Raw genomic sequence first — 20,650 nt, 5'->3', positions numbered from 1 at the left:
CCGCCGCCCCGCGCCATCCCGCCACCAGCGCCGTCCCGCCACCGCGGTGGGAGCGGCCGAGGGCGCATATTGACGACGCCCGGCACCGAGCTGGTCGGGCCGGGCGTCGTCCACGCTGCCGCGGCTGCGAGGCCCGCGATCGCCCGGTCAGGCGCCGGCGCCCGCCGCGCCGGTCCTGGGGATGGCGGCCGCAGGCCCGGGCGTGACGGTGCTCACCGCGGAGTCGAGGCTCACCGCGGAGTCGAGCTGGTCGGACACTGGCAGCGCGCTGCCCGCCTTCCACGTGGCCCAGGGGACCGACCACGCGTTGCCGAGCTGTGAGGTGTCCGGCGGCCGACCGGTGTTGACGATGTCGATGATGTCACCGAGCCGGGTGAAGTTGTAGAACCACTGGGCGTCGGCGGGTGAGGCGTTCACGCACCCATGGGAGACGTTGGCTCGTCCCTGGGAGGGCACCGACCAGGGCGCGGAATGCACGTACTGCCCGCCACTGGTGTAGTGGACCGCCCACTGGACCTTCTCGTAGTAGTAGTCCGGGTCGCCCTGGGGGATGCCTACGGTGGCCGAGTCCATGATCACTTCAGCTGACTTACCCAGCACGTTGTGCGGGCCATCCATGCTCGGCAGACTGGGTTTGCCGAGGCTGACCGGCATCGTGCGCAGCAGTTGCGCGTCCCGGAAGACCTTCATCGTGTGGGTGGCCGAGTCGACCTTGGAGACCTGGGCGGAGCCGATGACGAAGTCCATCGCCCGGTCCTTGACCCCCAGCCGGCCCCCGCCCGCGTCGTAGCCGGCGAAGTTGGCCTCGACGTGCACCTTCGTCCCGGGCTTCCAGTACTCCTTCGGCCGCCACATGACGACCCGGTTCGACAGCCAGTTCCACGCGCCGAGGACCGGCGGATCGGTCTGTACGACCAGCCGGCTCTGGACGGCGGCCCGACTGGGCGCGGGCGCGCTGAACGTCAGGCTGATCGGCGCGCCGATCCCGACGGTCTGGCCCGCGACCGGCTCCCAGGAGACCTTGAACGACTTCGCCGGGACGCCGGTCACGAAGCCGGTCCGCACCGACGTCGTCCCGACGATGCCCGTCGCCGGGGACGTGGACGCCTCGACGTCGTACCGCGAATCGGCGAACAGCCCACCGGAGGATGTCCAGGTCCGATGATCGGCCGAGAAGGTACCGAGCAGTATCCCCGGCTCCGTCTTCTCCGACGCGCTCGCCCTCCGGTTGACGGAGACCGCGGCCAGCGGGGCGTTGCCGCGCACGACGACCGGGCTGGTCAGCGCCACCCCGGTGGCGCCGTCCCCCGGCGTGACCGTCACGCTCGCCGCCGGATCCGGCGCGGGGGTGGCCCCGGCCGGCGCCGGTGATGCCCCCCCGCCGGAACAGGCCGCCGCGGACAGCACCGCGGCAAGCAGAAGCGTCCCCCCCGGCCACCGCCGGGGCCGGCGACCAGGCGATCCCGCCGGCCGGGATTCCAGCCGGGCCGAGCGACCCCACCCACGGAAAATACGTGAGGGAATCATTACCGAGCGAGACATGTAATGCCCCCTCTTGAAGGCCGCGCCGGCAGCGTCGCCGGACGGGAAGCTACGTCCGAACGGTACCCAGAGATCAACCCCACGTATCCTCGGTCAGCGGAATCTACGGCGCCAACCGGAAGAGCATCACCCAGCGTCGAGAATCTTAATACGGAGAGTAGCACTCTCCAGGCGTCCCACATACACCCCTCCCCTTCTCCCCTTCTGACGCACGAACGCCTTCCCGAGTTGCCCGGCCCGGAGGACATTTCACCGACCACCCGAAACGACGGCCAGAACCCACGGCGATATCAAAGAAGACGCAACCCGTCACCCGTGCAGATGAGTTTCCGCAACCAGAGACGACCGGGCGGTACACGGCACCGCCGGCATGCGGGACCATTGACGTCTCGCTGACTTTCCATTACCGGAAGCCACCTGGACGGGTCACCACCGCGTGATCCCACCCCGCGGTCCACCTGGCCCGGAGGGGCACCCCGGCGACAGGCCGGGGCGAGGGGCCGGAGGACGAACGGCACGACGAACGGCACGAGCCGGGCGCGCGAAACTCACTGTCGGTCCGGGAGGTCACCCGGTCCAGCAGAATGGTCAGGCCACGTTCGGCGGTCTCCGGCCCGCACCGGTGCCGGCACGACGCGCCGGGACGGTCGGACCCGCGGCAGGCCGATCGACCCGGCCGGGCGAAAAGCGCACTCCGGATAAGGGAAATGACCGTCCCACGACAGGGAGGCCACATGGCGATCGTTCTCGGGCCCAATCAGTATGGCAAGGCGGAGGTCCGTCTCGTCCACGTAGCGCGGAACGGACCGGCGCACCAGATCACCGATCTGAACGTCTCCACTACGCTTCGTGGTGACTTCGCCGCCGCGCACCTGTCCGGCGACAATGCGCACGTGCTCACCACGGACACGCAGAAAAACACCGTCTACGCCTTCGCCCGCGAGCACGGAATCGGCCAGATCGAGGATTTCGCGATCCGGCTGGGTCACCATTTCGTCGGATCCCTCCCGTGGATCGACGGCGCCCGGATAGAAATCGAGCAGTACCGGTGGGACCGCATCCCGGTGGACGGGGTGCCGCACGACCATGCCTTCAGCAGGTCGGCTGGGGAGAAAAGGACGACGGTCGTCACCCTCGACCGTGACACGGCCTTCGTCGTGTCCGGACTCGCCGGGCTGGTCCTGCTGAAGTCGACCGGCTCGGAATTCTCGGGGTTTCTCCGCGACCGGTACACCACGCTGCCCGAGACAACAGACCGCATCCTGGCGACAGAGGTCACCGCCCGCTGGCGCTACGCCCGGTCAGACCTCGGCTTCGGACGGCTGTTCGACGGGATACGGACGGCTCTGGTCAGCACCTTCGCGAGCCTCCACAGCCTGGCTCTGCAACAGACCCTGTACCGGATGGGCGAGGCGGCACTGACCGCGCACGCCGACGTCGCCGAAATCCGCCTGTCAATGCCGAACAAACACCACTTCCTGGTTGATCTAGAACCGTTCGGGCTCGATAATCCCAACACGATCTACTACGCCGCGGACCGGCCGTACGGCAAGATCGAGGGAACGGTCCTGCGCGATGACGCTCCCGACCCGGGGCCGAGCTGGCTGACCTTCCCGGGATTCTGCTGACCGGTGCTGACCGGTGCTGACCGGTGCCGTCACCCGACGGGCGGTGGGCGCCCCGGACGCCTGTCCCAGCGGCGCAGCGTAAGGCGGTCGCCGGGCATAAGCGTGAGGGCATGCGCGGCGTCACCGTCGCGCACGGCGAGGGCCGCCATCCCCGCCGAGTCGACGTAGAGCACCGCCTCCCCCGGGCCGACGGAACCGAAGGTGACCCCCACCGCCAGTTCAACCATCGGGCCTGCGGCCGCGGGCGGCCCGGCCGCCTGCTCGGCCCGGGTCGGGCGGTCCCGCCGGAGCGGTCGCAGCACCGCCCGACCCGGCGGGCGCAGCCCGGCCGCGCCGAGCAGCGCGCCGGAGGCCGCGAGCTGGACGTTGCCGAACGTGTCAACGAGGACCACCTCGGTCTCCACGGTGCCATCCGGGCGTAGCCGAGCCAGGGCCGCCCGCGGACGGACCAGGGTCGCCGGCTCCACCGGCTCACCGACCTCCTGGAGCGGCGTCCCGCGCGCCAGGGCGGCAGCCACCGGGGCGAAGACGTCCCGGCCGTGGAACGTCGCGGGGCTTCCGGGCCGCACCGCCAGCGTGACCGCGGCCTCGATCCCCCCCAACCGCTCGGCCGCGGAGATCAGCAGGCCGTTGTCGGGCCCGACCAGGTGACCGCCGACCGCGCGCAGTGCCAGGGCCCGGCGCGACGTGCCCACCCCGGGATCCACCACGGCGAGGTGCACCCCCCGAGGCAGGGAACCCACCGTCTGGGCGAGCACGGCCGCCCCCCGCCGCACGTCCCCCGGCGGCACCAGGTGGGTCACGTCGATGATCCGGGCGTCCGGCACCGTCTGCAGGATCACCCCGTGGCAGGCTGCAACAAAGCCGTCGGCGAGTCCGTAGTCAGTGGTGAAGCTGATGCACCTCACCGGCTCAACCTGACGTCAACCCGACGGCCCGGAGAGGGGCGCCTCGCCGAGCCCGCTGCCGTCCCGGCCCGGTGGGTCCGGATGGCCGTGCACCCAGCCCTCGTCATCCACCCAGCCCTCGCTGTCGACCACCCGGTGGGGATCGGCCTCCAGGGCCGGCGGCTCGCCCGCCGCCGGCTGGCCCGGATCGTAGCTGGCGGGCCGGTCGCGTTCGGGCGCCGGACCGCCATTGGCGATGACCACCGCGACCCACGGAATGATCACGGCCATCGCGACAGCGACAAACCGCAGCCAGCCGTGGAAGGCGACCACGGCGAGCACGAAGCAGAGCATCCGGAACATCATCGAGAGGAGGTAACGCACCTCCCGCCGATGGATGTCCGACTGCCGCGACCGGGCCGCGGACGTGATCAGGACCGTGTCCTGCCGCCTGAACATCACGCGTACACCTCGATGGCTCTCACTCCCCGACCGGTGCGCCGCCCCGTGCCTCCAAATATCCTCCTCACCGGCGCCCTGGGAAAATGCTGGCGGCCGGCGTGCGACGGTGCGGACCAGGAACCATGGCGCCCGCCGGGCGCCGTGTCGAACGACACCATGTCGGATAGCATCATGTTGCACTATGTCGCGTGACATCATGTCAAGTAACACTATGGTGGATAGCACTATGTCAGGTGGCACTATGTCAAATGACATCGTGTCGAATAACACCATGTCAGGTGACACTGTGTCAGATGGCACCATGTTGGACGGGAATCCGGCCCGGATCCGCCGACCGGATGAACAGCCGGTCGTGTACACCCGTACGGTGCACCAAGCTGTGCCAGAACGTTCATGTAACGGTCGGCTGGCCGTCTGCGGCACGGCTCCATACCCTGCCACGGTGCTCGTGTGCGCATAGCGGTGATCACCGAGTCGTTCCTCCCCCATGTCGACGGGGTGACGAACACGGTCTGTCGAGTGCTGGAACACCTGCGGGACCGGCAGCACGAGGCGATGGTCATCGCGCCGGCTCCGGCGCCCGCCGCCCGACGCGCGGCGGCGCGCAGCCACGCCGGCGCACCGGTGCTGTGGGCGCCGTCGGCTCCCCTACCGGGTTACCCGGCGTTTCGCTTCGCAGTCCCGTGGCCCGGGCTTCCCGCCGCCTTACGGGAGTTCGACCCGGACATCGTCCATCTGGCGGCGCCCGCCGGCCTCGGGGCGCAGGCGGTGTTCGCGGCGCGGCGACTCGGCATACCGAGCATCGCCGTCTACCAGACGGACATCGCCGCGTTCGCCGCCCGCTACGGGCTGGCCACCGCGGAACGCACGATCTGGCACTGGCTGGCCATCGTACACCGGCTCGCGGCCCGGACCCTCGCGCCGTCCTGGGATGCCGTCGACACCCTCCTGAGCCAGGGCGTGCAACGGGTCGCCCGCTGGAGTCGGGGGGTGGACCTCGAACGCTTCCACCCGGCGCACCGGGACGACGAACTGCGCCGCAGCCTCGCTCCGAACGGCGAGGTCCTGGTCGGCTACGTCGGCCGGCTGGCCCGGGAGAAGCGGGTGGAGCTGCTCGGAACGGTGTCCGACATCCCGAACACCCGGCTCGTCGTCGTCGGTGACGGCCCCTCCCGCCCCACCCTCGCCCGGTCGATGCCGAACGCGGCGTTCCTCGGATTCCGCGCCGGGCAGGAGCTCTCGGCTGCGGTCGCGAGTCTCGACGTCTTCGTCCATACCGGCATCCACGAGACATTCTGCCAGGCGGCGCAGGAGGCCAAGGCGAGCGGGGTACCGGTGGTCGCCCCCGCGGCAGGCGGGCTGCTCGACGTTGTCGAGCACGGCCGCACCGGGCTGCACTACACTCCCGGCGACCCCGCGGCCCTGCGGGCGCAGGTCGCGGCCCTGGCCGACGACCTCCCTCGCCGGGTGGCGATGGGTGCGGCGGCCCGGGAGTCGGTCGTGGGATGCGGGTGGAGCGCGGTCGGCGACGAGCTGCTCGGCCACTACCGTGACGTGCTCGGCACCGGCGGCGGGGCCGGCCGCTTCGGCCGCCTCAGGCACCCCGGCCCGGTCATCGAGGGACGGAACGGACGGCGGGGCGGACGACGGGACGGATGGGACGCACGCGAGCGGCCCGGGACAAGAAACGACGGGTGGTCAGCATGAAGATCGTGCAGGCGGCAAACTTCGTCGCGCCGGCCTCCGGCGGCATCCGGACGACACTGCGCCACCTCGCCGCCGGCTACACCGCGGCGGGCCACGAGGTCGTCCAGATCATTCCGGGCGAGCAGGACGCCGAACTGGTCCAGCCGGATGCCCGTGTGCTCCAACTACGCGCCCCCCGGCTACCCGGAACCGGTTACCGGATCATCACCGAGCCATGGCGCGTCACCGACCTGCTCGACCGGGAACGGCCCGACCGGCTCGAGGTCCACGACCGGGCGACCCTGCGCCCACTGGCCCGATGGGCCCGCCGTCGCGGGGTGCCGTCGCTGGTCGTCAGCCACGAGCGGCTCGACCGCCTGCTCGGCACCTGGACACCCGCACCGCTGCGGGGAGTCCTGCCGGTCTCGACAGCCGCGGACCGGGCGAACGCTTCGCTCGCGGCCGCCTTTGACTCCGTCGTGGCGACGACGGCCTGGGCGGCGGCGGAGTTCGTCCGCATCGGCGCCGGCAACCTGCGCCACGTTCCGCTCGGCGTCGAGCTCGACCGTTTCTCCTCCGCTCACCACGACCTGACCCTGCGACGCGCCTTCGCCCGTGACCAGGAGGCGCTGCTGGTGGTGGCCAGCCGGCTGGCACCGGAGAAGCGGGTTGACCTCGCCGTGGACGCGGCAGCCGAACTCGTCCGCCGCCGGGTGCCGGCGCGCCTGGTGATCGCCGGTGACGGGGCCCATCGGGGCCGGCTGGAACGGCATGCGGCCGGGCTGCCGGTAACCTTCCTCGGGTTCGTGGCCGACCGGGAACGGCTCGCCGGCCTGCTGGCGACCGCCGACCTCGCGCTCGCCCCCGGCCCGGTGGAGACCTTCGGGCTGACCGCCCTGGAGGCGCTCGCCAGCGGCACCCCGGCAGTGGTGCACCACGCCAGTGCGCTCGCAGAACTGATCGTCCCGGGAGTAGGCGTGATCGCCGCGGGCAGCGGATTCACGTTCGCCGACGCCGTCGTGGACCTGCTGTCCGCCTCGCCGGCGCAGGTCCACGCGCGCCGGGTCGCGGCCCGGGCCCGCGCGGAGCAGTTCCCCTGGTCGGCCACGGTCGCGGGCTTCCTCGCCTGCCACGACTCGCCCGGTCCGGCCGCCCCAGGCACGGCCTTCCCGCAGCCACCGGCGCCGCCGCTCGCGGCCTGACTCGCGGCCTGAAAGGCGGGCAGAGCCATGGACTCCGGTACCGGATCCCGGCGGTTCGTCGCGCTGGGCGACAGCATCACGGTCGGCCTCGGCGACGGCGTGACGATGGGACGCGAACACCGCCGCTCCGCGACGGGAGGACGGGGCTTCGCCGCCCGGCTCGCCGCGTGCCTGGGCCCGGCCGGCGCCGTGGAATTCACCAATCTGGCCACCACGGGAGCGACCACGCACGACGTGCGTACCCGTCAGCTTCCCGTCGCCCTGTCGCTGGGCCCCCAGATCGCCAGCGTGATCGCCGGCATGAACGACGTGCTGAAACCGACGTTCGATCCGCTGCGGTTACGTCAGGACCTGGTCTGGACGGTGGGCCGTCTGCGGGCCGACGGAGTCGTCGTGCTCACCGCGACCATGCCCGATCCCAGCCGGCTGCTCCCGGTGCCGGCGCCGTTCGGCCGGATCCTGAGCGAACGGGTCGAACGGCTCAACGCGGCGGTCCATGCCGCGGCCCGGACGGACCCCGGGGTGTTGATGGTCGACCTCGGCGGGCACCCTGCGGTGCGCAGCCGGTCCAGCTTCGACGTGGACCGGATCCACCCGGGGCCACGCGGCCACCGCCTGATCGCGCAGGCGTTCGCCCATCGTCTGTCGCACGCTGGGGTACCACTCGTGGGTCTGCCGGACGGACCCGATCATGAGGAACCGGCTCCAGGAATCATCGAGCATTCCTACTGGCTGCTGAGCGTGGGCCTGCCCTGGCTGGCCGGGCGGTGCCTGCCCAGAGGCGACAAATGGCGCTATCACCCGGAAAAAGGTCTGGTACGGCCTCCTCGGCGAGCCTGAAGGCTCCTCGATTGCCTACGGTAGGCAATGTGCTTCCCGCCCTGTCAGCGTCGCCCCGGTCCGGAGTCCTCACCGGATGGGGCAATGCGTGGCTTGCCGGGCTCGTCGGGCTCGACGACGTCATCACCCAGATACACCGCGCGCTCGGCGGCGAGGCGGCGCCGCACACCCTCGGTGACGAGCCGCTCGTGCTGGGCCTGGGAGCCCTGCGTTCGGCCGGAGCGCAACGGCTCCGGCTGGTCCTGCCCGCCCCCGGGGACGCCACCGGCCTGCCCGGCCCGGCGGAGGTGAACAGGGACGCGATCACCGCCGGGGAGGCGATCATCGTGATCGGCCCGAACCCACCGCTGGTGCTCGTTCCCGGGGTCGTCGTGCACGGGCCGGCCCTGGAGGGGCGGCTGGAGTCGGTGCACTGGCGGGTGCTCGTCGCGTCCCGCGTGCCACCGCCCGGAGCCGGCCTGCGCGCCGCGGAACACGACCTCAGCAACGCGATCCGCACCACGACGGCCGCGCTCATCGACCTCGACATCGCAAGCGCTCGCCCCGAGGTGCTCGCCCTGCTGCGCGACCGCGGGGAGGAGGAGCCGGGCCCGGGGCTGGGCCCGGGTCATCCACCGGGGGCGCACGCCCTGCTGGCCCGGGCGGAGCGGTTGTCGGCCCTGCTCGACCTCGCTGCCCGGGACGACGGTGCCGCGGTGACCGCGAGCGAGATCGCCCGCAGGTCCGCGGCGCTGCGCAACCTTTCCGCGGCAGTGCGTCGCGCCTATGCAGCAGCCTACGACGCCTTCGACCCGACGTACGCCCCTGTGCCGCCCTCGAACTGACGATCTGACAATCGCCGGCTGCCCGCCCCGGCCGGCTCCGGCCGGCTCCGGCCGGCTCCGATCAGTTCAGCCGAGGGCAGAAGTGCCCAGCCGGATCGTCCGGGCGGCCGCACAGGACGCACGGTGGACGCCCGGCGGCAACGATCGTGCGGGCTCGTTCGATGAAGGCACGGGCCTGTTTGATCGACAGTCCCACCCGCAACGAGTCGAGCTCGTCCTCGCTCTCGGGGAGCCGGAACTCCCCGGGGGACAGCCCGGCCGCCTCGACGAAGACCCGGTGGCCGTCCCAGGACACCGTGAGCTGGCCCAGATGGAAGTCCTCCTCGAACGGGGCATCCAGCGGGGCAAGATCGATCTCGACGTCCGAAGCGGTCGGAAGCACGATGCCCTGGGTCTGGCCCACCTGGCCTAGCAACGCGGTCAGCCCCTCCGCCAGGGCGGTGACCTCGGTCTTCTCCAGACCGACCGTCACGACCTGACCACGCCCGGCAGCCTGCAGGAAGAAGATCCGGTCACCCGGCTGGCCGACGGTTCCCACCACGAACCTTTCCGGGGATTCGAACACGTAGCGCCGCATATCTCCGATCGCTCCGTTACCTTGACTCGCTTCGTCGTTCGGTCCTGATCGCTTCGTTCCCCATCAGTATCGGTTCCCCATCAGCCTCGGCTCACCATCAGTATGGCCGCATCGCCATACAGTCCGCCCTCCCCCACCCTCCTGGCTTCAGGACCACCCCGGATTCGGGTCCGCGGGGGTTCAGGTCCGCGGCGGCCCGAAGGGCTCGCAGCAGTGCGCGGGGCAGTCCGCCGGCCAGGGCCCGAGACCGGTCAGCGACCGTCGGGCGCCGCCGGGACGACGCAGCTCCTCGATCAGTTCTCCCACCATCGAGACGAACCGCGGATCCACCCCAACGGTGCCCGCCCGCGTCGCCGGCAGGCCTAGCTCCCGCGCCCGTTCCAGGGCCCCCACGTCGAGGTCGTAGCGGACCTCCATGTGATCGCTGACGAACCCCAGCGGAATGATCACGGCGCTGGCGGCCCCCGCCGCGGCCAGCCGCGCGAGCCGATCGCGCACGTCCGGCTCGAGCCACGGCACGTCCGGCGACCCACTGCGGCTGCAGAAGGCCAGGTCGAAGGGATGACGCACGCCGGTGATGCGTTCGATCCCCTCGGTGATCATCGCTGCGGTAGCCCGCAGCTGGTGAGCGTAGGCGCCCTCGCCACGCCCGCTGGCGCGGGCCTGCGCGAGGGGGAGTGAATGCGCGGTGAAGATCAGATGGGCATCGGGACGCACCTTCGCCGGCAGGTCGGCCAGCGCCGCGACGCCGCGGTCCACCATCGGCTCCACGAACCCCGGATGGTCGAAGAACAGCCGCAGCTTCACCAGCTCGGGCGCACGGTCCCCCACCGCGGCGGCGGCCGCCGCGAGGTCCTCCCGGTACTGCCGGCATCCCGAGTAGGACGAGAAAGCCGAGGTGACGAAGCACGCGGCACGCCGGATGCCGTCGGCGGCCATCTGGGCGACCGTGTCGGTCAGATAGGGCGCCCAGTTCCGGTTCCCCCAGTAGACCGGCAGCCCGGGCAGCTCCGCACGCAACGCGGCGACCAGCGCCCGGTTCTGCTCGTTGAGGGGGCTACGCCCACCGAACAGGTGGTACTGCTCGGCGACGACCGCCAGCCGGGAGGCGGGGATGTCCCGGCCCCTGGTCACGTTGCGGAGGAACGGCAACACGTCGCCGGGCCCCTCGGGACCCCCGAACGAGACGAGCAGCAGAGCGTCCACGTCCCCCGGTGCCCCGACGTCCCCCGGTGCCCCGGCCCCGCTCATCTCGGCACGCTGCCGGCGATCTCCGCCGGATAGTTCGGGAAGTAGCGGGTGATCTCGGACAGCTCGAAGGTGGGCAGGATGGACCCGGCCGGTTCCCGCGCGAGCAGGAACGCGAACGACGCGCGGACCAACGCGATCAGGCCCGGCACATCGTCGGGCGAGAGCCCCACCGCCGCGAGCACCTTGTCATCGACCTGCACCCGGTAGTTGAAGGAGAGCCCGCGGACTCCCGGAGACGTCTCCTCCGCGACCTCGACGTCGAAGTCGCGGCCGCCGTATGGTTCCACCCGAATCACGCTCACCGACCCACCCCCTCGCGGTTGCGCCGACCGCACCGCCGCAGCCGCCTCAACTGCTGAGCCACCTCAGCTGAAAGGGATGGCGCGCCCTTGGTTTCGATCAGCCAGCGGCGTGGCGGCACGGCGACGCCGCGCCACCTACGATATCCGTTAAGGCGCGCCGGATGCGTCGTCGGCGGGCAAGAAGATCGCCCGGACCGACCTCCGCGCGGCAGCCGGGGCGGGCACCGGCCCACCCGGGCACCATCGCGGGCGATCCAGTCGATGATCAGACGGCCAGGTGAGCCTTCATGGCGCGGGCCCGCTCGCCGAGCTCGGGCATTCCCACGACCGTGACCCCGGCCGCGCCGAGCAGTTCGTACTCGACCGCGACCCGACTTTGACCAGCCTGCATTCTGCAGTCATAATGCAGGCATGCCAATTGCAGTCACCGTACGCGACGTACCGGAAGACATACGTGACACGCTCGCGCAGTACGCTCGCCAGCAAGGCCAGTCACTGCAGGCGTTCCTGCTCGGAGTACTCACCCGACAGGCCCGGTATGCCCGAAACCAGCAGGTCCTCGCTGCTGTGGAAGACGAACTCGCGGCGGGCGGTGGCGCCGGCGCGGATGCTCCAGCCGCCGCCGACGTGCTGGCAGCCGCCCGCGCCATGCACGTCGAGGCGACATCAACGGACGAGCCAGGAGCGCACGGTTCCGGATGGTCGTAGTGGACGCTTCCGTGCTCGCCAACGCCCTCGTCTACGCCGACGACCGAGGGCGACGGGCCCGCTCGATCCTGAGCGCCGACCCAGAGTGGGCGGCTCCCGAGCACTGGAAGATCGAGCTGTTCTCGGTCATGCGCGGGCTCGCTCTCGGCAACAAGATCAGCGATGACCAGGCGCAGGCCACGATCAACCGGATTCCCCAGCTTGGCGTCGACCACGTTCCCGTCGAACAGCTCCTACCCCGCATGTGGCAGCTCCGCGCCAGCATCAGCGGCTACGACGCCGCCTACGTCGCGCTCGCGGAATCCCGAGCCATCACTCTCGTCACCTCCGACGCCCGACTCGCCCGCACCGCCACCCGCTACTGCACCATCCGCCTCGTCGAATAGGCGCGTGTCTCACGTCGGGTATTGCTCTAGGGGCTGGGCACAGACGAGCAACCGAACCGGCACCAGCGGCCCGCGGTACGCACCGGGACGCAGGTGCGATGGGATGGCAGCTGCCACCATGCCGCATTGATCGTTTTCGTCTATCGTCACGGAACATGAACAGCGGCCACGAGCATGAGCTCCCCAGCGGTAGCCGTGGCCATGGCCACGGGCATCATCACGGCGGGCACCCGCACGGAGGACGGCATGACCACCACGCGAGCGGGCGGTGGGCTCGGCTTCGTCACGGCCTGTCAGACCTGGCCGGAGGGCACAGCCACGATCCGGCGGACCAGATCGACGACGCGTTGGAAGCCGACACCGCCGGCCGCCGCGCCCTCCTGATCAGCCTGGCCGGTCTCGGGCTGACCGCCGCCCTGCAAGCCGCCGTTGTGGCACTGTCCGGATCGGTCGCGCTCCTCGGCGACACCCTGCACAACGTCGCCGACGCGCTCACCGCGGTCCCCCTGCTCATCGCCTTCACCGTGGCGCGCCGCCCGGCCACCGCCCGGTTCACCTACGGCTACGGCCGCGCCGAGGACCTCGCCGGCCTCGCCGTCCTCGCGATGATCGCCCTGTCGAGTGCGCTCGCCGCCTGGGCCGCGATCGACCGCCTCCTGCACCCCCAGCGCTTCGACCATCTGGGAGCGGTCGCCGCAGCCGGGCTCGTCGGCTTCCTCGGCAACGAGATCGTCGCCCGCTACCGCATCAGGGTCGGCCATCAGATCGGCTCCGCCGCCCTCGTCGCCGACGGCCTACACGCCCGCACCGACGGTCTCACCAGCCTCGCGGTGCTCCTCGGCGCCGCCGGTGTCGCGGTGGGCTGGCACTGGGCCGACCCCGCCATCGGCCTGGCGATCACCCTGGCGATCCTCGGAGTCCTGCGCTCCGCCGCCCGCGTCGTCGGGGCCCGGCTCATGGACGCCGTCGACCCCGCCGTGGTCGCCGAAGCCACCAGGGCGCTCCTGCACACCGAGGGCATCGAGGCCGTCCGCGAGCTGCGGCTGCGCTGGATCGGCCACACCCTGCGCGCCGAAGCCGACGTCACCGTCGATGCGACCCTGACCCTGACCGCCGCTCACGACCTCGCCCACGCCGCCGAAGCCCACCTGCTGCGCCGCATCCGCCGCCTGTCCGCCGCCACCATCCACACCAGCCCCGCCCACCACCACGCCGCCACGACGGTCCCCTAAGCCGCAACGCCGATCACACTCGATCACGGTGCCGCCGAAGCGGTGCTCAGTGCCCCGTGCTCAACTCAGTGCCCCATGCTCAGCCCGCCGTCCACGGGGATCAGCGCACCGTTGATGTAACCGGCCTGCGGGGAGGCGAGGAAGGCGACGAGGGCTGCGACGTCCTCGGCCTCACCCATGCGGCCACCGGGGACGCTGGCGGTGAGCTGCTCCCGCTGCGCCTCGGTCAGCGCGTCGGTCATGTCGGTCCGGATCGGCCCCGGAGCGACCACGTTCGAGGTGATGTTGCGCGGAGCCAGCTCGCGGGCGAGGGAACGGGCGAAGCCGATCAGGCCGGCCTTGGACGCCGCGTAGTTGGACTGGCCGGGGCCGCCGACGGAGGCGACGACGGAGGAGATGAAGATGAGCCGACCCCAGCGCAGCCGCATCATCGGCCGGGAGGCACGCTTGGCCACCCGGTAGGCGCCGAGCAGGTTCGTGTCCACGACCTCCTGGAACGCGTCCTCGCTCATCGTCGCCAGCAGGGTGTCCCGCACGATGCCGGCGTTGGACACCACGATCTCCACCGGCCCGAGCTCGGCTTCGACCTCCATGAACGCCTTGTCGACGCTCTCGCTGTTGGCGACGTCCAGACGGACGCCCAGCATCCCCTCGGGGGCGGTGCCCCCGCGGCTGGCGACCGCGACCCGCTCACCCGCGGCCGCCAGGGCCGCGGCGCAGGCGGCGCCGATCCCCCGATTACCACCTGTTACCAGTGCGACACGACCCTCATTTGCGCCCATGGGTCGGATGGTAGCGGCCACCGCGTCGAATCCCGGTGTCCGCCGACGATGACGCCTCAACCGCCGGCCGGCATCGGCTTGGCCACCCTCGCGATCCTCCCTGGTGCCGCCCCGAACCGGTCACGCGGACCGGTCATGCGGACCGGTCACGCGAGCGGGATGGTCGCTCGGGCGGGACGATCCGGGGGGACGATGCGCGCATGCGTCTGATGATCCGAGTTCAGCCGGGCGCCGGGCGGACCGCGGTGGGCGGCCGGCGCGAGGACCCGCTGCACGGCCCGCTGCTGGTCGTCCGGGTCACCGAGCCGGCCGTTGACGGCCGGGCCACCGAAGCCGCCCTGCGGGCCCTGTGCGCGGCGCTGCGGGTGCGCCGGGGAGACATCCGGCTGGTTCGCGGCGCGACCAGCCGGGTCAAGGCCGTCGAGGTCGAGGTGGCACCGGTCGACGAGCCCGCGCTCCGGCTCCGGATCGACGAGCTCGGCCGGGAGGGCTGACCGCCGGGGCGGCAGTCCCGGCACGGCAGTCCCGGCATCACCGGGCCGACGCACGACGGCCAACGCCACCGCGATGGAACGCGGATGCTGAAATGGTACGGCCACCGTGGTGAAGGTGGGATACCGACGCGGACACACCATGTGACGGCGGCGGGCGCCGCCGATCCGGCCGGCGGCGCAACCTCCGACCGGCACCGCACCACCGCACGTCCGGACTTTGGGAGGTCGGAGTCGTGGGACGTAGGCCGGTCATGCGCAGGCCCGATGTCAGACCGGTGGAGGCAGCGCACACGCGCTCCGGCCGGGAGGGGATGATCATTACGCCAGACGGCACCGCGGGGCCGGTCCCGGCCCGGTCCGTGGATCCGCCCGCGCCGGGGACCGACGGCCGGGTCACACACGACGACCAGACCGACGACCAGACCGACGACCGGGCCCGCGAACGCCGGGTCACCCACGAACGCCGGGTCACCCGCGACGACCGGGCCGAGGGCGGTCCGCCGGGAGACGCCAGCCCCCCGACCGGACCGACGAACGGAGACGACGTCGTGGGAACCCAGACCTCGCCGGCCGCGGCCCGGGCCATCCCCGGGCCCCCAGACCCGGCCATGCCAGACCCGGCCATGCCGGGGCCGCCCGGTGGCGTACTCGACCTCGCCGCGCTGGCCGCCGTGGAACGGCGGCTGCGGAGCGTCGCGGCCCGGATCATCGACGGGGACGAACGCGCCGGGCAGCGGTCCGCGGTCGCCGCCGAGTCGGAACGGGCGGCCGTGGCCTCGGTGTCGAGCATCGCCACGGTGCTGTGGTTCGACGCCCTGCGCGCCGAGGACCGCGTCAGTGTGACTCCACGCGCCGCCCCGCTGATCCATGCCGTCCATCACGTCCTGGCGCACGCCAGGCCGACGGCTGAGGAGCCGGCGGCCGAGGAGACGGCGGCCGCATCACCCGTCCCCGCCGTCTACCGGCTCTCCCAGGCCCGGCCGGGTGAGATCCGTCCGAACGGGGTCCGTTCCGGGCCCGATGGTCGGCCGTTGCGTGCCCTCGGCGCCGGCAACATCGGACCGAGCGGGACGGTCTGGGCGGCGTTGGCCCGCCGTTATGCCGGGGAACGCTTCGACCGGACTCCCCAGGGTCGGCAGATCTGTCTGATCGACTACTCCGAGCTGCACGACCCGACCGTCTGGGAAACGATCACCGATGAGCGGATCGCCCATCTCGGCGAGCTGTTCTGGGTGGTGACGGTGTCCGGCTCCGCGCCGGCCGGACCGGTCGGCGGCATCGGCAAGCCCGCCCGCGCGGCGCGCATGTTCGAAGCCGCCGGTTGGCAGGTGCTCACCGTCCGGTACGGACGCGTCCTCGAGGCGCTCTTCCGGGCCCCCGGCGGTCACGCGCTTCGCAACCGCCTCGACCAGCTCCCGATGGGCGAGTACCGCGCGCTGCTGCAGGCCCACGGAGCCGACCTGCGCCGCCGCCTCGCCGGGCCCGGCGCGTCCGGCGCCGGCATCAGCCGCCTGCTGGACACCCTCACCGATGACGAGATCCATGCCTGCCTGCGCGATCTCGGTGGCCACGACCTCCCCCTGCTGATCGACGCCTTCGATGAAGTCGCGGCGGACCGGCCCACGGTCCTGTTCGCCTACACCAGCGACGAGCTCGCCCGAGAGGAGCGCTCCCACGGCGGACAGATCCGCAGCGAACAGATCCACAGCGGACGGACCGCCGACCACGCGTCCGCGGCCCCGTCCGCCGGACCGGGCACGGCGCCGGCCGCCGGCGGTGGCACCCGCCCGGCCCTCCCGCCGGGAGACGACGCCGCGGCCCACCGCCTCGCCCAGCACGTCGCCGGTTACCTGGACCGGGTGCCGGTGCCGCTCGGCGCGGCCCCAGCCGTGCCGACCGACTCCGACCACCGCTTCCCGACATGGATCTCCACCCAGGAGGCGTTCGGCGAGATGCTGCGGGACCTACCCCGGCTCGCGCCCCAGGCGGCCGCCGCGGTGCTGACCATCAGCACGCGCAACACCGACCCCGTCCTCGCCGGCTGGCTGGCCGCGGCGGACCAGACCGACGGGGAACAACCGGGCCGGCATGTGGCCGGAGGCCTGTCGGCCACGGCCTTCGGCGGGGTGCTGGCCTCGCTGGGAGTGGCCTGGAGCCGCCAGGGTCTGCCGCTGCTGCCCGTCGGAGTCGCCGACGAGGTGGCGGTCGGACGGGTACTGCCCGGCTGGATGGCCGGCGCCACCGCGGACGCCCGATCGATGCTCGCCGTGGCGGACACCGGTCTCGACCCGGTCGTCCGCAACCTGGCCTGGAACGGTGGCAACGTCGTCCCCGCCCCGGTGGCCGCGACGTGGGAACCGGCCTTCGCGCACGATCTCGCCTGGTGCCTGCTGGCCGGCCTCCGCGGGCTGGCCCGCCTCGACGGCACCTCCTGCGTGATCCGGCTCTCCGCCCGCCCGGTCGATCAGCGCCTCGCCGAGGTCCCCGTGGACGCGCTGGAACGGCACCGACGCCGGGCCCTGGTCCTCGCCGGAGGGTACCGGCTCCACGAGGGCGGCCCCGACGCCGCGCTCACCCTCGTCGGGGTGGGTGCGGTCATGCCGGAGGTGCTGCACGCCGCGGCGGAGCTACGCGCCGGCCTCGGCCGAGAGATCGCGGTCGTGTGCGTGACCTCCCCGAACGCGATGTTCCACGCGCTGCAGGCCCGGCGCGGGTTGGCCGAGGGTTCCGACGCCCTGCTCACCGAGGTGTTCCCCGCGGACCGGCGCACCCCGATCGTGACGGTGGTCGACGGGGACCCCCGTGCCCTGAGTTTCCTCGCCGGCGTCCACGGAGATCCCATCTCCGCCCTCGGTTCGAGCGCGCCACTGCCGGAGGCCTCCGGGCCGCCGGGAGGGCCGCCGGGGGACACCGACCCGGGCTCATCGACCTCCGGCGCCGCCGGCCACGCCGGCAGCGGCAACCTCGCCCGGCGGGACACGGCCTCGTCGCGGGACCGCCGTCGCCGCCCACCGGTGGAGCTGGACACGATCGTCGGAACGGCCCTGGACCTGCTGGACGAGACGGCCGGCTGATCCGGGCCAGACCCACCACACCCGGGCCCCGGGACCCCGGCCGCGCCCTGACCCCGACGGCCAGCCGCGCTCAGACCCCGACGGCGTGCACGCCGCCGTCGACGTGGACGATCTCGCCGGTGGTGGCCGGGAACCAGTCCGAGAGCAGCGCCACGCAGGCCTGGGCGGCCGGCGCAGTGTCGTGGACGCTCCAGCCAAGCGGCGCCCGGCCGTCCCAGATCTCCTCGAACTGGCTGAAGCCCGGGATGCTCTTGGCCGCCATGGTCCGCAGCGGGCCGGCCGCGACGAGGTTCACCCGCACGCCCCGGGGTCCCAGATCACGGGCGAGGTAGCGGGTGGCGGAGGCGAGGCCGGCCTTCGCCACGCCCATCCAGTCGTACGACGGCCAGGCGACGGACGCGTCGAAGTCCAGGCCGACGATCGACGCCTTCTCAGCGAACAACGGTAGGGCGGCCCGGGTGAGCGACGCCAGCGACCAGGTGGAGATCTGCAGGGCGGTGCCGACCTCGGACCAGGCCGCCTCGACGAACGGCTTCCCACCGAGCACCGATTCGGGTGCGAACCCGATCGCGTGCAGCACGCCGTCCAGGCCGTCGACATGTTCGAGCACCTGCCCGGCCAGCCCCGCGAGATGCTCTTCGTCGGTGACGTCCAACTCGACGACGGGCGCCGGGGTGGGCAGTCTCTTGGCGATGCGGCGGGTCAGCGACAGCCCCCGCCCGAATCCGCTGAGGACCACCGCCGCACCCTGCTCCTGGGCGATGCGGGCGACGCTGAATGCGATCGAGGCTTCCGTGAGAACCCCGGTGACGAGAACGCGCTTACCTTCGAGAAGTCCGCTCATGGGCTGCATACTCCCAAACATCGCCGTCCCGGTAGCGACACCGCCGCTGGGAAGTCGCCCCCGCCGTCAGCGGCGGGTGCCGTCGCCCGCCCACCGTTGCCCGCTCGGCGCTAGGGCGACCGGGCGGCCTGCAGCCGCCGAGCCGTGCGGATCACCGGTTCGACGAACCGGGCCGCCAGCGGGCCGAGGACGGCCATCAGCAGCACGTAACAGGCGGCAAGCGGGCCCAGCCGGGGTTCGAGGCCGGCCGCCACCGCGAGGCCCGCGATGACGATCGAGAACTCGCCGCGTGCGACGAGGGCGGCCCCGGCCCGGAACCGGCCCATAGTCCCGATTCCCGCCGAGCGGGCGGCCCACCATCCCGTCATGACCTTTGTCGCGACTCCGGCGATCGCGAGCAGGGACCCGGTGAGCAGCGCCGGAGGGATCTCGGCGGGATCGGTCTGCATGCCGAAAAAGACGAAGAAGACCGCCGCGAACAGATCGCGCAGCGGCCGCAGGACCTCCTCGGCACCCTCGGCGACCGGTCCGGACAGGGCGATGCCGACGAGGAACGCACCCACCGCGGCCGACACCTGCATACGCTGGGCGACCCCGGCGACGAACAGGGCCAGCCCCAGGGCCCGGAGCAGTAGGATCTCGTCGTTGCGGTGGGCCTTCGGGTTGAAGACCAGCCGGGTGACCTTCTCGCTGTGCCGCAGCGCGATGTAGAGCACCGCCACCAGGACTCCGAGCGCGATCGCCACGGTCAGCGATCCGCGCACGAACGTGTGATGGGCCAGCAACGCGGTGAGAACCGGCAGGTACACCGCCATGGCGAGGTCCTCGAGCACGAGGACGGACAGGACGACTGGCGTCTCCCGGTTACCGAGCCGCCCGAGGTCCCCCAGCACCTTCGCGATGATCCCCGAGGAGGAGATGGCCGTCACCCCACCCAGGACGACCGCCGCCGTCGGGCCCCAGCCGAGGAGGAACGCGGCGACGACCCCGGGAGTGGCGTTGAGCGCCAGGTCGAGCACCCCGGCCGGCGCCTGTCTGCGCAGCCCGGACAGCAGCTCGTCGGCGGTGTACTCCAGACCGAGGGTAAGCAGCAGGAGGACGACCCCGATCTCCGCGCCGACCCCGATGAACTCCTCGCTGCCGCCGAGCGGCAGCAGGCCACCCTGGCCGAACGCCAGCCCACCCACCAGGTACAGGGGAATCGGTGAGACACTGATGCGCAGCGCGAGGTGCCCGAGGACTCCTAGGCAAAACAGAATCCCGCCGAGCTCGAGGAAGGTCGTCGCGGTGGAGTGCACGCGGTCCCGACTGCCCTCCCTGCCCGTGTCAGCCGTTGCGGAGCAACATACCGACGGATGCGGTGTTCTCCGGCGTACCGACGACAACAACGACGTCTCCGGCCTCGAACCGGAAGTCCGGCCGCGGGGAGGCGAGCACCTGCTGGTCGCGGACGACCGCGACGATGGAGGCGCCGGTGCGGGTGCGGGCCTGGGTGTCCCCGAGCTCGCGGCCCACGTAGGGCGAGCCGGGCAGGATCGCGATCTGCTCACCGACGAGCCCGGCGAAGGCACGGTTGAGGTCAGCGAGCTTCTCGACGATGCGCGGGGCACCGAGCAGCTCGGAGAGCACGTCGCTCTCCTCCGGCGTCAGCGCGATGGACTCACGCGAGGCGTCCGGGTCGTCCGCATCATAGATCACGAGGTCCCGGCGCCCGTGATGGTGGGACACGACTCCGAGCCGGCGGCCGTTGCGCGTCGCGAAGTCGTGCCGCAGCCCGATGCCAGGCAGCGCGGTCTCCTCGATCTCCACAGCAACCTCTCCGGCGCTCCGATAGCCTGCCTTCCCAGGAAGGCCCAAGTGACCAGCCCCATCACACAGTAGTCAACCATCCGCAACCACGCCTAGACGGTGCGCCCGGAGAGCCCGCCC

21 protein-coding genes are annotated in these 20,650 nt (G+C 72.1%); 10 read left to right on the top strand and 11 right to left on the bottom strand.

The window, feature by feature from the left end; translation table 11 throughout:
- Nucleotides 1–147 precede the first annotated feature (147 nt).
- The gene (locus AC08OV_RS15790) at nucleotides 148–1,323 is read right to left on the bottom strand and encodes a L,D-transpeptidase (protein WP_476615531.1); all 1,176 of its coding nucleotides are present in this window, start codon (nucleotides 1,321–1,323) and stop codon (nucleotides 148–150) included.
- 953 nt (nucleotides 1,324–2,276) lie between these two features.
- Between AC08OV_RS15790 and pucL the strand changes: the two genes are divergently transcribed.
- Nucleotides 2,277–3,170 (top strand): factor-independent urate hydroxylase, encoded by an 894-nt coding sequence (gene pucL, locus AC08OV_RS15785; protein WP_476615530.1) that lies wholly within the window; start codon nucleotides 2,277–2,279, stop codon nucleotides 3,168–3,170.
- 29 nt (nucleotides 3,171–3,199) lie between these two features.
- Here the strand turns inward: pucL and AC08OV_RS15780 are convergent, their stop codons facing one another.
- Nucleotides 3,200–4,078, bottom strand: coding sequence for an SAM hydrolase/SAM-dependent halogenase family protein (locus AC08OV_RS15780; RefSeq protein WP_476615529.1), 879 nt, complete (start codon nucleotides 4,076–4,078; stop codon nucleotides 3,200–3,202).
- A 15-nt stretch (nucleotides 4,079–4,093) separates the two neighbouring features.
- Nucleotides 4,094–4,516, bottom strand: a complete 423-nt coding sequence (locus AC08OV_RS15775) for a DUF3099 domain-containing protein (protein WP_476615532.1) — start codon at nucleotides 4,514–4,516, stop codon at nucleotides 4,094–4,096.
- A gap of 453 nt (nucleotides 4,517–4,969) precedes the next feature.
- Here AC08OV_RS15775 and AC08OV_RS15770 point away from each other — a divergent pair, with 453 nt between their 5' ends.
- The 4 genes from AC08OV_RS15770 to AC08OV_RS15755 are packed head-to-tail and all read left to right on the top strand — an operon-like array spanning nucleotide 4,970 to nucleotide 9,071.
- Nucleotides 4,970–6,226 (top strand): glycosyltransferase family 4 protein, encoded by a 1,257-nt coding sequence (locus AC08OV_RS15770; protein ID WP_476619866.1) that lies wholly within the window; start codon nucleotides 4,970–4,972, stop codon nucleotides 6,224–6,226.
- Nucleotides 6,223–7,407, top strand: coding sequence for a glycosyltransferase (locus tag AC08OV_RS15765; RefSeq protein WP_476615645.1), 1,185 nt, complete (start codon nucleotides 6,223–6,225; stop codon nucleotides 7,405–7,407). The genes AC08OV_RS15770 and AC08OV_RS15765 overlap by 4 nt, the downstream gene beginning before the upstream one ends.
- Before the next feature lie 27 nt (nucleotides 7,408–7,434).
- Nucleotides 7,435–8,247, top strand: a complete 813-nt coding sequence (locus tag AC08OV_RS15760; protein WP_476615643.1) for an SGNH/GDSL hydrolase family protein — start codon at nucleotides 7,435–7,437, stop codon at nucleotides 8,245–8,247.
- A 29-nt stretch (nucleotides 8,248–8,276) separates the two neighbouring features.
- On the top strand, nucleotides 8,277–9,071 hold the full coding sequence (locus AC08OV_RS15755; protein WP_476615642.1) for a hypothetical protein: 795 nt from the start codon (nucleotides 8,277–8,279) through the stop codon (nucleotides 9,069–9,071).
- Between the two features lie 61 nt (nucleotides 9,072–9,132).
- Here the strand turns inward: AC08OV_RS15755 and AC08OV_RS15750 are convergent, their stop codons facing one another.
- The 4 genes from AC08OV_RS15750 to AC08OV_RS15735 all read right to left on the bottom strand — a co-directional run bounded on the left by AC08OV_RS15750 (nucleotide 9,133) and on the right by AC08OV_RS15735 (nucleotide 11,592).
- Nucleotides 9,133–9,648, bottom strand: a complete 516-nt coding sequence (locus AC08OV_RS15750; protein WP_462188560.1) for a DUF3090 domain-containing protein — start codon at nucleotides 9,646–9,648, stop codon at nucleotides 9,133–9,135.
- A 180-nt stretch (nucleotides 9,649–9,828) separates the two neighbouring features.
- Nucleotides 9,829–10,899 carry a ferrochelatase gene (locus tag AC08OV_RS15745; protein WP_476619865.1) on the bottom strand — a complete coding sequence of 357 codons (1,071 nt, stop codon included), beginning with the start codon at nucleotides 10,897–10,899 and terminating at the stop codon, nucleotides 9,829–9,831.
- Nucleotides 10,896–11,201 carry a hypothetical protein gene (locus AC08OV_RS15740; protein ID WP_476619864.1) on the bottom strand — a complete coding sequence of 102 codons (306 nt, stop codon included), beginning with the start codon at nucleotides 11,199–11,201 and terminating at the stop codon, nucleotides 10,896–10,898. The genes AC08OV_RS15745 and AC08OV_RS15740 overlap by 4 nt, the downstream gene beginning before the upstream one ends.
- Before the next feature lie 265 nt (nucleotides 11,202–11,466).
- Nucleotides 11,467–11,592, bottom strand: a complete 126-nt coding sequence (locus tag AC08OV_RS15735) for a hypothetical protein (protein WP_462188557.1) — start codon at nucleotides 11,590–11,592, stop codon at nucleotides 11,467–11,469.
- A gap of 20 nt (nucleotides 11,593–11,612) precedes the next feature.
- Between AC08OV_RS15735 and AC08OV_RS15730 the strand changes: the two genes are divergently transcribed.
- The 3 genes from AC08OV_RS15730 (at nucleotide 11,613) to AC08OV_RS15720 (ending at nucleotide 13,527) form a co-directional block, all read left to right on the top strand.
- Complete coding sequence (locus tag AC08OV_RS15730; RefSeq protein ID WP_476619863.1) at nucleotides 11,613–11,909, top strand: FitA-like ribbon-helix-helix domain-containing protein; 297 nt, start codon at nucleotides 11,613–11,615, stop codon at nucleotides 11,907–11,909.
- Complete coding sequence (locus AC08OV_RS15725) at nucleotides 11,900–12,295, top strand: type II toxin-antitoxin system VapC family toxin (RefSeq protein WP_476619862.1); 396 nt, start codon at nucleotides 11,900–11,902, stop codon at nucleotides 12,293–12,295. Before AC08OV_RS15730 ends, AC08OV_RS15725 begins: the two co-directional genes overlap by 10 nt.
- Nucleotides 12,296–12,450: 155 nt before the next feature.
- The gene (locus tag AC08OV_RS15720; protein WP_476619861.1) at nucleotides 12,451–13,527 is read left to right on the top strand and encodes a cation diffusion facilitator family transporter; all 1,077 of its coding nucleotides are present in this window, start codon (nucleotides 12,451–12,453) and stop codon (nucleotides 13,525–13,527) included.
- A 65-nt stretch (nucleotides 13,528–13,592) separates the two neighbouring features.
- Here the strand turns inward: AC08OV_RS15720 and fabG are convergent, their stop codons facing one another.
- Nucleotides 13,593–14,309, bottom strand: a complete 717-nt coding sequence (gene fabG, locus AC08OV_RS15715; RefSeq protein ID WP_476615567.1) for a 3-oxoacyl-ACP reductase FabG — start codon at nucleotides 14,307–14,309, stop codon at nucleotides 13,593–13,595.
- A 200-nt stretch (nucleotides 14,310–14,509) separates the two neighbouring features.
- On the opposite strand from fabG, the gene AC08OV_RS15710 reads away from it, so the two are divergent.
- Nucleotides 14,510–14,803, top strand: a complete 294-nt coding sequence (locus AC08OV_RS15710) for a DUF167 domain-containing protein (protein ID WP_476615566.1) — start codon at nucleotides 14,510–14,512, stop codon at nucleotides 14,801–14,803.
- 311 nt (nucleotides 14,804–15,114) lie between these two features.
- Nucleotides 15,115–17,877: a pyruvate dehydrogenase gene (locus tag AC08OV_RS15705; RefSeq protein WP_476619860.1), complete on the top strand. Its 2,763-nt coding sequence runs from the start codon at nucleotides 15,115–15,117 to the stop codon at nucleotides 17,875–17,877.
- Nucleotides 17,878–17,947: 70 nt separating this feature from the next.
- Here the strand turns inward: AC08OV_RS15705 and fabI are convergent, their stop codons facing one another.
- From fabI to AC08OV_RS15690, 3 genes are all read right to left on the bottom strand, one after another.
- Nucleotides 17,948–18,721: an enoyl-ACP reductase FabI gene (fabI, locus tag AC08OV_RS15700; protein WP_476596188.1), complete on the bottom strand. Its 774-nt coding sequence runs from the start codon at nucleotides 18,719–18,721 to the stop codon at nucleotides 17,948–17,950.
- Nucleotides 18,722–18,831: 110 nt separating this feature from the next.
- Nucleotides 18,832–20,019 carry a cation:proton antiporter gene (locus AC08OV_RS15695; protein ID WP_476615950.1) on the bottom strand — a complete coding sequence of 396 codons (1,188 nt, stop codon included), beginning with the start codon at nucleotides 20,017–20,019 and terminating at the stop codon, nucleotides 18,832–18,834.
- A 28-nt stretch (nucleotides 20,020–20,047) separates the two neighbouring features.
- Nucleotides 20,048–20,530 carry a cation:proton antiporter regulatory subunit gene (locus AC08OV_RS15690; protein ID WP_476593953.1) on the bottom strand — a complete coding sequence of 161 codons (483 nt, stop codon included), beginning with the start codon at nucleotides 20,528–20,530 and terminating at the stop codon, nucleotides 20,048–20,050.
- Nucleotides 20,531–20,650: the final 120 nt, after the last annotated feature.

This window comes from Frankia sp. CeTa3Moorea, from assembly GCF_978021225.1.
This window is presented reverse-complemented; position numbering and strand designations above follow the sequence as displayed.

What these genes read in the sequence shown, in the direction of transcription:
- pucL (WP_476615530.1), top strand. Translation starts at nt 2,277, where the DNA reads ATGGCGATCGTTCTCGGGCCCAATCAGTATGGCAAGGCGGAGGTCCGT.
- AC08OV_RS15775 (WP_476615532.1), bottom strand. Translation starts at nt 4,516, where the DNA reads ATGTTCAGGCGGCAGGACACGGTCCTGATCACGTCCGCGGCCCGGTCG.
- AC08OV_RS15765 (WP_476615645.1), top strand. Translation starts at nt 6,223, where the DNA reads ATGAAGATCGTGCAGGCGGCAAACTTCGTCGCGCCGGCCTCCGGCGGC.
- AC08OV_RS15760 (WP_476615643.1), top strand. Translation starts at nt 7,435, where the DNA reads ATGGACTCCGGTACCGGATCCCGGCGGTTCGTCGCGCTGGGCGACAGC.
- AC08OV_RS15750 (WP_462188560.1), bottom strand. Translation starts at nt 9,648, where the DNA reads ATGCGGCGCTACGTGTTCGAATCCCCGGAAAGGTTCGTGGTGGGAACC.
- AC08OV_RS15745 (WP_476619865.1), bottom strand. Translation starts at nt 10,899, where the DNA reads ATGAGCGGGGCCGGGGCACCGGGGGACGTCGGGGCACCGGGGGACGTG.
- AC08OV_RS15735 (WP_462188557.1), bottom strand. Translation starts at nt 11,592, where the DNA reads ATGCAGGCTGGTCAAAGTCGGGTCGCGGTCGAGTACGAACTGCTCGGC.
- AC08OV_RS15730 (WP_476619863.1), top strand. Translation starts at nt 11,613, where the DNA reads ATGCCAATTGCAGTCACCGTACGCGACGTACCGGAAGACATACGTGAC.
- AC08OV_RS15725 (WP_476619862.1), top strand. Translation starts at nt 11,900, where the DNA reads ATGGTCGTAGTGGACGCTTCCGTGCTCGCCAACGCCCTCGTCTACGCC.
- AC08OV_RS15720 (WP_476619861.1), top strand. Translation starts at nt 12,451, where the DNA reads ATGAACAGCGGCCACGAGCATGAGCTCCCCAGCGGTAGCCGTGGCCAT.
- fabG (WP_476615567.1), bottom strand. Translation starts at nt 14,309, where the DNA reads ATGGGCGCAAATGAGGGTCGTGTCGCACTGGTAACAGGTGGTAATCGG.
- AC08OV_RS15710 (WP_476615566.1), top strand. Translation starts at nt 14,510, where the DNA reads ATGCGTCTGATGATCCGAGTTCAGCCGGGCGCCGGGCGGACCGCGGTG.
- AC08OV_RS15705 (WP_476619860.1), top strand. Translation starts at nt 15,115, where the DNA reads ATGATCATTACGCCAGACGGCACCGCGGGGCCGGTCCCGGCCCGGTCC.
- fabI (WP_476596188.1), bottom strand. Translation starts at nt 18,721, where the DNA reads ATGAGCGGACTTCTCGAAGGTAAGCGCGTTCTCGTCACCGGGGTTCTC.